We start from the raw sequence: 12,760 nt of genomic DNA on the forward strand, positions 1-12,760 counted from the left end.
TGGTTTCAGCACGAATGAAAAAAAATAACAAAGCGTCAGCGACAACCTCGTTTGAACAGCAACTCTTACGTATAGCCTTATTTATAGGGCTATTACCTATGGTCTTTTTATCTTATGCCTTATATACCCATGAGTTATCAATATTTTTAAAAATTATGCTGATGTTTTTACTGTTAGTTAGCATTCTCTATGGTGCTTTTTTAATTCGCCAAAAAGTCGCCTTTCAATTAAGAACCTCAACCAATCTCATCACGGCAATGCAAGCCGGTGACCATAGCATTAGAGCAAACCACTTCGAAGGGGAAGGGGCGTTGAGAGAATTTAATCATGTCTTTAATGGTTTGTCCTCAAAGTTAGCAGAACAAGAACTGATCAGTAAAGAGCGACAAGTATTATTAGATATCGTGATTAAACAAATAGATGTTGCGATTGTCGCTGTTAATAAAAGCAGCAATATCATCTTAATGAATCCTGCCGCAGAAAAACTGTTTTCTTGTCGATTCGATGAAGTAGCAGGCTGGCCTATTAGCACTATAGGTTTACAAGATGTATTAACGAACGAAAGTCGTCAAGTTACTGAGTTTGAAATAAAAGCGCATAAGAAAAAAGTCTTTATTCACACCGATGAGTATTTTGAGCAGGGTGACAGACACAAGTTAGTGTTCATCACTGATATTCAAAAATTATTACATGAAGAAGAGAGACAAGCTTGGCAAAAATTATTACGTGTATTGAGCCATGAAATAAATAATTCATTAACGCCCATTGCTTCGCTTAGTGATACCTTAATACGTTTGATTACTAATCATAAAAATTCAATAACTACGCAGGGTAACGCACTTGAAGAGCATGATCTTTTTGATGACTTAGAAGAAGGGTTAGCGGTTATTGCTGAACGCGCACAATCACTTAATGAATTTTTATTACGCTATCAAGAATTTAGTAGTCTGCCTAAGCCAGAGAAATCCCTGTTCGATTTGGCTAACCTGTTAAAGTCGATGTTATTACTTTTTGATGATTACAATATTACCTTATCAGGTCAGTCGTTAGTTATTTACGCCGATGAAAAACAGCTACAACAAGTATTGGTAAACTTAATTAAAAATGCTCATCAAGCTATGTTGGAAAATAGCACTGGGCAAATTACCATTGATTGGCAGCAAAAAGGTGACATTGTAGAGATCAATATAAATGATCAAGGAACAGGTATAAATAATGCCGATAATATTTTTGTGCCATTCTATACCACTAAAGACGATGGTTGTGGCATAGGGCTAGTCTTTAGCCGACAAATTATAGTTAATCATGGTGGTAGCTTGGCCTTAACAAATAGAGCTGAAAGCCAAGGTGCACTAGCTTGTATCGTTTTACCTATTCATGACTAACTTTAGTGTTTGAGACGTTCATCTTGGCACTTTTCTAGATGTAGAATATAACGTTGCGCTAAATTAGCACCAAAGCGATAACCGATATAGGCAGCAATGAACCAAACGACAATGTTCTCCATATCAAATACATCAGGCCAAAAACTAAACCATAACAATGATTGGATCATATTCATAAAAGATTCAATGATCATACCGAGAATGGCATGAAAGGTGAGTAAATTAGCAAATGATTGCCAACCTGTCGCATGAATTAAAAACTGAACCGTTTGTTCTAATTCGATATAAACAAAGGTTAATAGTGCAAGTAGGCCATAAAATCCGCCTCCAAAAGTAACCCATTTAGAATGTAAAAAGAGTAAACTTTTTCTGTTTGCTTTTGATAGTTTTTTATTGGGATTCTTTTTATCTTTGAAAGCATCTCGAATATTTACATTAGAGGTAAGATAGCCTTTATGATAGGCATAATACACCATTATAAACGTGAATATCTGAACAGGTAAGCCAGCATAAAAAATGGCCTTAATTAAATCCATATTCATCCGCTACTCCCTCAATTCAATGACTATTTTATCACCGTGGATTAGTATACTGTTTAATTGCATTTAACTGAGCCCCTCTTCCATAATAACTAGTCGTCTTTAATTGATGGAAAGTGTGTTCCGATAACTTAATAGTATAATCTTCTTTATCAATATTAAAGAACCCCTCTACCGACATCGACCTTGATATTTTAGGTTTGAGTTTAATGGGCTAACCGTTAGGCTTTCTAATCGCTAAAAAAAGTAACAAACATGTTCCATAAGCCTGCCTCATAGTTCGCTCGATTAGTGAGCTATGTTCATTACCAATTAATTCTGCTAAAATATGCCTCCCTAAAAACGTGACTTAGCTGTGCTACTCGGAAGTTATTCGGTAGTTACCCGTTAGTTATTAGATACGTTATTCGGGAAGCAATAAATTACGTTTATTATTCATTTTAATAATCGATTTGAAGTAATTAACTTTAAGTCATTAACTTTAAGTAATCGATTTTAAAAATTTAATCTAAAGCACTGGATTTACGTTCCAGCTAGTTCAATGGAGAGACCATGAGTTCATCAGAAAATAATTCATCAGCATCTGCTACAGCAAAAGTAGCAGCAAAAATCACCTCAAAAAAATCATCAACTAACGCTATTACCATTTGTGCATTATATAAGTTCGTTCGTTTAGAGACGTTTGAAGCTTTACGTGAGCCACTATCAAATAAAATGGTCAGTGTTGATGTTAAAGGCACCTTATTATTAGCGGCAGAAGGTATCAACGGTACTATCGCTGGCCCACAAGCAGGTATTGATACGGTAATGGCTTTTCTAGGTGAACAGCCAGGTTTAGATAACATTTCTCATAAAGAATCTTACAGCGAAGAAAATCCATTTCACCGTACTAAAGTGAAATTGAAAAAAGAAATCGTCACTATGGGGATTGAAGGTATTGATCCTAACCAAGTGGTTGGTACTTATGTGAAGCCAAAAGATTGGAATGCCTTAATTTCTGATCCTGAAGTGTTATTGGTTGATACACGTAATGATTACGAAATTGAAATAGGCACCTTTAAAAATGCTATTAACCCGAATACAGAAACATTTCGTGAATTCCCTGCTTACGTTGAAAAGAACCTAGATAAAAACAAGCATAAGAAAGTTGCTATGTATTGTACTGGCGGTATTCGTTGTGAAAAATCTACCGCATACCTTAAAGAACAAGGTTTTGAAGAGGTTTATCATCTTGAAGGTGGCATCTTAAAGTACCTTGAAGAAATACCAAGTACAGAAACAATGTGGGAAGGTGAGTGTTTTGTTTTTGATGGTCGCGTTGCGGTTAATCATGAATTAGAACAAGGCCAATACGATCAATGTTTTGCTTGTCGTTTCCCGTTAACCGAAGCGGAAAAAGAAAGTGAACATTACGTTAAAGGCGTAAGCTGTCATCGTTGTCATGACAAAGTTACCGACGAACAACGTAATCGCTATGCCGAACGTCAACGCCAAATTACGTTAGCTGAAGAACGTGGTGAGAGCCACATAGGTGGTGATATTCAAAACATCATTGAAGAACGTCGCCAAGAAAAAAATGATAAAAAAGCGAAACAATCCTCTAAATAAAAGCTACATTTAGTAGTAAATATATTTTATAAAAAACGCCAGTTTGATATTCAAATTGGCGTTTTTTATTGGAATTACTAGGCATAATGTTTGCTATAACTAATTAACAGATTGATTAGTTATAGAGTCACCGTACTATTTTACTGATTTAGTGTCGAAACTAAAACCAGCATGCAGAAGACTGTTTTGAGAATACATTCAGCTTACTTAATTCCACACTATTACTTCTAAGCTCGTCTTTTATATTCGTCATAAAAAACATCATAAATCTCTTTTGACACTTCATTACCAAAACAGCGTGTATGTATAAATACCCCTTCTGATTCATATACACTTGAGTTGTAAATAATATACTTTATTTGATTTTTTCCATTTACTTTGGCAGGATAATTTAAAAGTTTTTCAAACCTTTTCAGTCTTGTCATCATCGCATTTAGGCAATCTTTATCTATCTGAAATTCGGATACATGGTGACCAATATACTCACCCTTGCTATATCCTAGAATGTCCAATTCAAATTGATTGGCATATTTAATAACTCCATCAGGGGATACTGCATGAATGCCAATAGAAGATTTTTCGATGAAATCAACAGGATTTTCTGTGAACATTTTAACTCCAAATATGAAAATAGTTGGTTTCGTGAGGGAAACGTTTTAAGTATAGCTGCCATTGGCTATTGCAGTATTAAGTTTCCCCTATGATAAAGTTCACTATGGCACAACATTATCACTAATATTGTTGTTGAGGTCTCAGCTGGTATTGTTTTTATAAAAACGGGTGCTTTAGTTTACAAGGTTAGACATATCAACTATCTCAGCCATATTGCTTATAACTTGCAGATTGTATATTCTTGCTGCACTCACAATCTAGCTGTTTTACATAAGAACGATGATGAAAAAACTATTAACCTTTGCCGCAATATCTCTTGCAGCATCAGTAGCCGCTAATGCGCAAAGCACTAGCGAAGTGTTTACTGTTGAAAAGCTAAACCAATTGAACCAATTACACGATGTCGCTTTGTCTCCTCAAGGTGATGTACTTGTTTATGGGTTGAAAAAAGGCAGTAGCTCAACAGACAATCACTTATATAGACAAAATATTAAAACAGGTGACATCACTCAACTGACTAGCCATGAAAAATCTGAAAGTAATGTTGTTTGGGCAGATGATGGGAAATCTGTTTATTTCCTCTCATCACGTAGTGGTAGTAGTCAGATTTGGCAGCAAGGTTTACTCGCAACAACAGCGAAGCAAATATCTGATTTTCCGGTAGGGGTTAACGGCTTTAAATTATCTAAAAATGGTCAAGTATTTGCTTTGTCTTTTACTGTTAAGCCTAATTGTGCAACGTTAGCTTGTACTGTTGAAGCAAAGAAAGCCGATAAAGAGAAGAAATATAATATCCGTGCCTATGACCAGTTGATGGTTCGTCATTGGGATACCTGGACTACAGAATATAAAGAGCATTTATTTGTTGGTCATGTAAATCAAGACGGTCAGCTTACGCATGCTCAAGATATTATGCCAAACTGGCAAAGTGATTTTGCTGGTATTAGCCAAGTAAGTATTCACCCTGAGGCTATATCTTTAGCCTTTTCAGCAAAAGACTCATCAAGTAAAGACCAAGCTAAAGATCATGCTTGGACAACTAATTTTGATATCTTCGAAGTCGCTTTACCTAAAGTAAAAGCAGATGAAGTTATTGCTTATAGACTAACTAATATTACTGAAAAGAATACCGCATGGGATACGAGTCCTGTTTATTCATCTAACGGTCGCTTTCTTGCTTATAGAGCAATGAAAACACCTGGTTATGAAGCTGATAAGTTTACTTTACAGTTACGTGATAACAGAACAGGAAAAACCCGTGCAGTTGCCAGTGATTGGGATCGTTCAATCAGTAGCTTGGCTTTTTCACCGGATAACAAATCTGTCTATGTTGTAGCACAAGATGTTGGCCAAAAAAGTATTTTCTCTATTACCCCTGAATTTGATGAAGTACGAAGAATTTATAATATCGGTAGCACGGGTGATATCTCAAGTCATGGTAATAAAGTTTACTTTACCCGCCATACGTTAAATTCACCGAAAGATGTTTTTTCAATTGATAACCATGGTGATGATTTAGTCCAATTAACTGATATCAATAAAGATAAGCTTGGCACAGTAAAGTTTGCTGATTATCAACAATTTAACTTTAAAGGTTGGAATGATGAAACTGTGCACGGTTACTGGTTAAAGCCAGCTAACTTTGAAGAAGGAAAAAAATATCCAATCGCATTTTTAGTACATGGTGGCCCACAAGGTAGTTTTGGTAACATGTTCCATTACCGCTGGAATGCTCAATTATGGGCAGCACAGGGTTATGGTGTTGTTATGGTCGATTTCCATGGTTCTACTGGTTACGGACAAGAATTTACCCATTCAATCAGTCGAGATTGGGGTGGTAAGCCATTAGAAGATTTACAAAAAGGTTTAGACTTTATCGTAAAAGACCAACCTTGGTTAGATGGCGATAATGCGTGTGCATTAGGTGCGTCTTACGGTGGTTACATGATGAATTGGATTGCTGGAAACTGGCCTACTGGTTTTAAATGTTTGATCAATCACGCTGGTTTATACGACATGCCAAGCTTTTATCAATCTACTGAAGAACTATGGTTCCCTGAATATGATATGGGTGGTCCTTCATGGGGTAAAGAAAGTGGCAATGCTAAAGGCAAGGTAAGCCCTGATTACTCTAAATTTAACCCGTCTGCTTATGTTAATAATTGGCAAACGCCTATGTTAGTGATTCAAGGTGAATTAGATTATCGTGTGCCCTACGCGCAAAGCTTAGGTGCATTTACTACCTTACAGCGTAAAGGTATTGATAGCCGTTTAGTGATGTTCCCAGATGAAGATCACCACATTCGTAAACCTGACAATTTAGTGGTTTGGTACGCAGAAGTATTCAAATGGTTAGACAAGTATACTCAAAAATAATCACTGAAAAGTGAAACGAAAAAGGCACATTAACTTAGGTTAATGTGCCTTTTTTATAATTTATTCATTCATAAAGTATTTATTAAAAAAACCCTGAAGCTGACGCTAGCGACAACCCTTCTGAAAAATCACTTCGTGTTAGTGTCTGTTTGATATCGTTCTCGGTTTTTCATTCTAATTCTTTTAATCGTGCCGTCAGATACTATCTTCGCTAATACTTGTGATAATTCATTGGCGTAACGTCTAGCCTTTGAGTGTCTGGAAAGAACAATATAACTATTGATAGTCTTATTATATTGGTAATCAGCCATGGTAAATTTATTTTGATATTCGGTTGTTGATAACAAAGGTAATACCGTTTCTTCTCTCTCTAAAAAAGTATCAATTCGACCTTTGAGTAACATGCTAACCAGTTGCTCTCTTGACGTGAGTTCTACTTTTTTTATTGTTTGGTTTTCATCAAATAGTGGAAAATAAGCGGCGCCCCGTAATGTGCCAACCAGTAATGAATTTAGATCGCTAAAGTGTTGTATAGTTTGTTTTTTTTCTTTTAATGTGAAAAATCGTAAAGGCTTTTTCTGTTTAAAATGAGGAGGGTTAAGGAAAATAAGATCTTTTTCTCTATCTATTGATTTACTTAAACCTAATAGCATATCTGCCTGGCCACTTTTAGTCATTGCTAAACAACGTACGAATGGGCATTGAATAAAAGCGGGTTCTAAGCCAATAGATTTAGTTAATAGATTAATTATGTCAATATTCTCACCGACTAATTTTTTTGCGACTAAATCAACATAGGGTGGTTCAATAAATACAGCAACATTCAACTTGCCCGTTTCGGCCATGGCAATGTTAGATAAAAGTGTGAGAATAAACAAACAGCAGTAAAAGTATTTCATAATAACTTTACGGATAAATGAGCGACCTAGTTAATAGTGTAGCGTATCTCATAAGGTATACGCTTTACTTGGTGAAAAGTCAGCTCTCAAATCTCGATTTAAGTTTTATTGAATAAGTCTATTAATGAGTTGCACTATAACTAAAAACATAATGAAATTAGGTCTTTGAGTGTTGATTGATAAGTTTTATGTGGAACTTGAGGGCAAAAGAAGGTGATAGCTTAACGAATAAAGCTATCACGATTATAAGCTGGGTTAGTCTTGCTCTGCAGCTTCTTTAAGGTAAGCAAGTCGATCTTGCTCTTGCTCAAAGGCGGCTTGAATTTCGGCTAATACCGTTTCAACATCCGCACTTTGTGTATCTTCAGCAAATTGCCCAGTTAATTTAGTAGTATTGCTTAATTCACCCGCTTCATATAATGCCCACATTTCTTCACCAAATTTTGTTAAGGCTAAATTTGGGGCAAATTGTGCATAATAGCTAGTGATATTGTTGACATCACGCAGTAACATCGATTTAGCATTGTTATTAGCCGAGGCATCCACCGCTTGGGGTAAATCAATAACAACGGGACCATAAGCATCAACTAAAACATTAAACTCAGATAGATCACCATGTACTATGCCTGCACAAAGCATGCGCATGATATAAATCATCATTAAGGCATGATCTTCTAAGGCTTGATCGGCAGGCATGACAACATCATTAAGACGTGGCGCGACATCACCTTGTTCATCGGTAATTAGCTCCATGAGTAATACACCATCGAAGCAACCATAAGGCTGTGGCACACGTACATCGTTTTCAGCAAGGGTATACAAGGCGTCCACTTCAGCATTTTGCCAAGCGGTCTCTTGTTGACTCTTACCGTACTTAGAGCCTTTTTCCATTGCTCTAGCACGTCGACTACTACGGCCCTTTCGACCTTCGGTGTACTGGGATGCTTTTTTAAAGCTACGTTGAGTCGCTTCTTTATATACTTTCGCGCAGCGAATTTCATCACCACAACGAACACGATACACAGTAGCTTCTTTTCCGCTCATCAATTGGTTGAGCACTTCATCAATTAAGCCTTCTTCTACGAGAGGCAATATACGTTTTGGAATTTTCATGGGGCTGTTATACATTAGATAGAGTAAGGAAGATAGTAAAATCTAATTTGTTATTTTTATAGCGGCTATAGGCAAGCGTTTAGATGGTCATACCTCACCTAACAAGCCTTTAAAAATAAGCTATTTGGCCTTTTTTTCAAACGATTCTAACTTCTCTTCTAATACTGTTAATTTTTGATATATTTTGTTATTTTGTTGTAAAATCTCTTCATTTTGCTTTCTTAGTTCTCGATTTTTGATATTAGTATCAGCAAAGCCAAAAATCTTATTAGCAAAAATAGCACCAACACCACCTAATATACCAACACCAAGAATAAACATAACAAAAACTGCGATACGTCCAGCTAATGTAATAGGGTAAACATCACCAAAGCCGATGGTGGTTGAAGACATTAGCATAAGCCAAAAAGCATCCGCATAATTTTTTACCGGAGAACCGACTACGGCAGTTTCTGCTACAAAGGTGATGTAACCTAAACCGATATTAATGAATGCAAATAAGGCAAAAGAGACTACAGCCAATATGCCGTAGTTATAGTTTTTAACGCCAAATTCATCAACTTTAAATAAGTTACTTTTTTCCATGGCGCTTTGCAGAATAATCATAGAGGGTCTCGTGCTGTGTTTTTTAGTTATCTTTGTGGTATTTACTATACCAGTTGGCGAGTGGTTGAGCACTGATACCGTGAGAAAAAATACTCATTAACACGGTTACCATCACGGTGGCGTAAACGGTTTCTAAACCTTTATCTGACCCCATTTCATGAGCAACAATAAGTATGTAGAGAATAGAGGCAATGCCACGAGGCCCAAACCAGCCAATAAAAATCATGGTGGAAAAATCCAGTTTAGCTGTGGTGAGTCTAGCGCCAATCAGACAAATGATTACCGGAATTATACGTAATACGGTTAAGCTCAAAAATGCGTAGATACAAACGTCAACAGTAACATATTCAATAATGTTAGGCACAAAAGCTAAACCAAACAGGAAGAAGCTGATAAGGACTAATAACTCGCCTTCACTCTCTGCAAAATTTTCAATATGTTCACGTGTTTGTTCGCAAGTATTACCGGCGAGTAAACCAGCAAAGAAAGCGGCGATAAAGCCGTTACCAAGAAAGGTCTCAGCTAAATAAAAGGCCAAGAGAGCTAAAGCAATAGGCACGAGATTTTGATAGCTAGCAACCATCCAGTTTTTACTGACACTGAATTGGGATAACTTAGTGCCCAAATAACCAATTATAGCGCCGACTAAAGCGCCAACGCTGATTTGGATAAATACCCCCTCTAACCATTGATAATCACCACCACTGGTTTCAGTTAATCCACTTAAAATCATCGCAACAACAGTGATCACTAGTGGGAAAACAATACCATCATTAAGGCCACTTTCTACGTTAATAGTGGAACGAATATCTTTAGGTATTTGTTCATCTGAGACTACAGCCTTACCTAATGCCGCATCAGTTGGCGTAAGTAATAGCGCGAGTAATAGCATATTTATTGTTGGTTCATTCGGAAATATCATTTGTGCGATGAAGGTACCGGCAATAATGGTCAGCGGTAAACCTATTAATAATAAACGAGCGGGTAATTGCCATGAATGGCGCAGTGACTTTAAAGAAAGCAGCGCTGCATCGCTAAACAGCACTAAGATCAGCGCAATCTCAACAATTATGGTGACAAAATCAGCATGAATATCTACTTGGCCAATATCTAAACCCAATGGCGAAATTAATAAACCTAAACCTGCAAAGACCATTGGACCAGATATATTCAATCGACTTAGCCCTTGGGATATATAACCATATAACAGCACCAATATCGCAATAACTAAGATAATCATATGTTCATGCATATTTAATTTTCATTTTTATAAAGGCAGGTAAGTTGTCTCGGCTATTTTGGTAAAACAATTATTATCGAAACAGTCTGGCTATGAATGTAATAACAATAAATCATCTAGATATAAAAGTGTAATATTTTCACTAGATAAAAAATATTTATCAACATCAAAAATCCCTTTTTAATTTATTAATATCTATTTATTACAATACTTTAACTTAAAGTCTTTTAGGTTGTTTAGTCAGGATAAGATAGAACTATATATGGATGAGCTTTGGCTGTTTATTGGTTAGGCAGAGCATCTTTCTTTAGTCTGCCAATTGGTAAATAGCCGAGGTAAAAGCAAGTGTTAGCTTGCCTTTTTAGCTGGTTTCTTTTGAAATGTTTTTTTGCCGCGTTTCGGCTTAAAAGCGACTTTAGGTAACCCTGAAAATGATTGTTGGCTAGCACCGTATACCATCTCGGTGACGATATTTGTTAACGGTTGCATAAAGTGCAAGTAACTAGCATTTTTCTCACTGATTGCGGTGAGCGTAGCTTCCCATTGCGCTGTCATATCGGGCAGGGTGGCCATTTCGGGTAAAGCGTTGATTAACGCAACACCCACCTCTGTTGCGGTTATTGCTTTGCCTTGGCGTTTTAAAAAGTCACGTTTAAAGAGTAAATCAATAATGCCGGCGCGAGTCGCATCGGTACCTAAACCATCGGTTTCTTTCAGTACTTTTTTGATGGCTGGATCACTGACATAACGAGAGATCCCTGTCATGGCACCGAGCAAGGTAGCATCGGTAAAAGACTGTGGCGGCGAGGTGTGTTTTTCTACCAATTCGCCTTGTTTGCAATGTACTATCTGTCCTTTTGTTAAAGCCGGCAATGTTTGCTCTTGATCATATCCTTGCTTTAAATTATCTGAGGTTTGTGCTTTTTTGCTTTTAGGGAAAAGTACTTGCCAGCCTAGCTGTTTCTCCATTTTTGCTTGAGTGAGAAAATGTCCGCCGGCAATAAGTAAATGTACTTTGGTTTGTTGGTATATATAAGCAGGATAAAACTGTACTAAATACTGGCGCACAATCAGTAAATAAATATTCTTTTCAAAGGTATTTAAGTTGATGTTCTCAGGTGATTTCTCGGTAGGAATAATCGCATGATGAGCAGTGATTTTTTTATCGTTCCAGGCTTTACTCACCAAAGCGGTGTTCGCCTCTTGTGCTGGCTTATTACAAGGTAGCGATGATTGCGCGAGTGTATTAACAATGCCTTTTGCTTGTTTGAGTTGCTCTTTAGGTAAATAGCGACAATCTGAACGTGGGTAAGTAATCAGCTTATGCCTTTCATATAATGCCTGACAAACATCAAGCACGAGTTTGGCATTCATCGAAAATTGCTTAGCAGCACTGATTTGTAGTTGTGACAAATTAAACGGTAAAGGGGCTGCTTGCTGTTTTTCAGTACTTTCAATATTACTGATAGTGGCAGGTTGGTTATCTATACGGTTAACGACATTTGCCGCTAACGCTTTTACCACCACGCGACCTTCTTCATCACAATAAGGCTGACAGCTTTCACTTGGCTGCCATTTTGCCGTAAAAGCGATAGCTTCATTTGAGCTTAGCGCAATATGAGCCTGTACTTGGAAAAAGGGTTTACTGACAAATTGTGAAATTTCCTGCTCGCGCCTAACGACTAAACCTAATAACGGTGTTTGTACGCGGCCAACTGATAATACCGAGTGATAACCGGTTTTTTGTCCTTGCAATGTATAAGCGCGGGTGAGGTTAATACCATAAAGCCAATCAGCGCGCGAACGAGCTAGGGCAGAAATAGATAATGGCATAAAGTCACTATTGGGTTTTAGTGAGTTAAGTGCTCGTTTAACGGCAGGTAAGTTTAAATCACTAATCAGCAATCGTTGAATATTAGCTTTTTTGGTTTTCGATAATTTAAAGTAATCAATCACTTCATCAACAAGTAACTGTCCTTCTCGGTCAGGATCGCCGGCGTGAATAATTTCATCAGCCTGTTTTACTAGTTTTCTCAATACTGTCAATTGTGCGCGGGTACGAGGGATTGGTTTTAATTGCCATTGCTCAGGGACTATTGGCAGACTTTCCATGCGCCATTTTTTTAATTCAGCGTCATAATCTTCAGGGTCTGCTTGCGCTAGAATATGGCCGATACACCAACTGACCACATCACCATTAGCAAGTTCTATATGGGTTTTATGGTTTTTTTGTGGCTTAGGTAATGCAGCTGCAATAGCGCGACCTAAACTGGGTTTTTCGGCAATATAGAGTTTCAATAGTATTTAAACAGCATGCTAAGTTTTGATGTCTTTGATTATAGAATGCGCACTGTCTTTATGTACAGCTTTGTTTTGATTTGA

Annotated in this window: 10 protein-coding genes; 3 read left to right on the forward strand and 7 right to left on the reverse strand. The window is 37.1% G+C overall.

Features of this window, described 5'->3' with window-relative positions:
• Positions 1-14: 14 nt before the first annotated feature.
• Positions 15-1,385, forward strand: a complete 1,371-nt coding sequence (locus tag CXF85_RS18750; RefSeq protein ID WP_101230164.1) for a sensor histidine kinase — start codon at positions 15-17, stop codon at positions 1,383-1,385.
• Positions 1,386-1,387: 2 nt separating this feature from the next.
• Here CXF85_RS18750 and CXF85_RS18755 read toward each other — a convergent pair whose 3' ends face one another.
• The gene (locus CXF85_RS18755) at positions 1,388-1,927 is read right to left on the reverse strand and encodes a hypothetical protein (protein WP_101230165.1); all 540 of its coding nucleotides are present in this window, start codon (positions 1,925-1,927) and stop codon (positions 1,388-1,390) included.
• Between the two features lie 549 nt (positions 1,928-2,476).
• Between CXF85_RS18755 and trhO the strand changes: the two genes are divergently transcribed.
• Positions 2,477-3,532 carry an oxygen-dependent tRNA uridine(34) hydroxylase TrhO gene (trhO, locus tag CXF85_RS18760; protein ID WP_101230166.1) on the forward strand — a complete coding sequence of 352 codons (1,056 nt, stop codon included), beginning with the start codon at positions 2,477-2,479 and terminating at the stop codon, positions 3,530-3,532.
• Between the two features lie 227 nt (positions 3,533-3,759).
• On the opposite strand, the gene CXF85_RS18765 is transcribed toward trhO, so the two are convergent.
• Positions 3,760-4,143 carry a PAS domain S-box protein gene (locus tag CXF85_RS18765; protein ID WP_101230167.1) on the reverse strand — a complete coding sequence of 128 codons (384 nt, stop codon included), beginning with the start codon at positions 4,141-4,143 and terminating at the stop codon, positions 3,760-3,762.
• A 283-nt stretch (positions 4,144-4,426) separates the two neighbouring features.
• Between CXF85_RS18765 and CXF85_RS18770 the strand changes: the two genes are divergently transcribed.
• Positions 4,427-6,520, forward strand: a complete 2,094-nt coding sequence (locus CXF85_RS18770) for a S9 family peptidase (RefSeq protein WP_101230168.1) — start codon at positions 4,427-4,429, stop codon at positions 6,518-6,520.
• Positions 6,521-6,648: 128 nt separating this feature from the next.
• Here CXF85_RS18770 and CXF85_RS18775 read toward each other — a convergent pair whose 3' ends face one another.
• The 5 genes from CXF85_RS18775 to CXF85_RS18795 form a co-directional block, all read right to left on the reverse strand.
• Positions 6,649-7,419, reverse strand: coding sequence for a substrate-binding periplasmic protein (locus tag CXF85_RS18775; RefSeq protein ID WP_101230169.1), 771 nt, complete (start codon positions 7,417-7,419; stop codon positions 6,649-6,651).
• A 255-nt stretch (positions 7,420-7,674) separates the two neighbouring features.
• Positions 7,675-8,532 (reverse strand): PA4780 family RIO1-like protein kinase, encoded by an 858-nt coding sequence (locus tag CXF85_RS18780; RefSeq protein ID WP_101230170.1) that lies wholly within the window; start codon positions 8,530-8,532, stop codon positions 7,675-7,677.
• A gap of 120 nt (positions 8,533-8,652) precedes the next feature.
• Positions 8,653-9,138, reverse strand: a complete 486-nt coding sequence (locus CXF85_RS18785; protein WP_198555698.1) for a potassium channel family protein — start codon at positions 9,136-9,138, stop codon at positions 8,653-8,655.
• A gap of 22 nt (positions 9,139-9,160) precedes the next feature.
• A complete protein-coding gene (locus CXF85_RS18790) occupies positions 9,161-10,390 on the reverse strand; it encodes a cation:proton antiporter (protein ID WP_101230171.1) in 1,230 nt (409 codons plus the stop codon).
• A 336-nt stretch (positions 10,391-10,726) separates the two neighbouring features.
• The gene (locus CXF85_RS18795) at positions 10,727-12,676 is read right to left on the reverse strand and encodes a DNA topoisomerase III (RefSeq protein WP_101230172.1); all 1,950 of its coding nucleotides are present in this window, start codon (positions 12,674-12,676) and stop codon (positions 10,727-10,729) included.
• Positions 12,677-12,760 lie beyond the last annotated feature (84 nt).

The sequence above is a fragment of the Colwellia sp. 75C3 genome, assembly GCF_002836255.1.
Taxonomy (GTDB): Bacteria; Pseudomonadota; Gammaproteobacteria; order Enterobacterales; family Alteromonadaceae; genus Colwellia.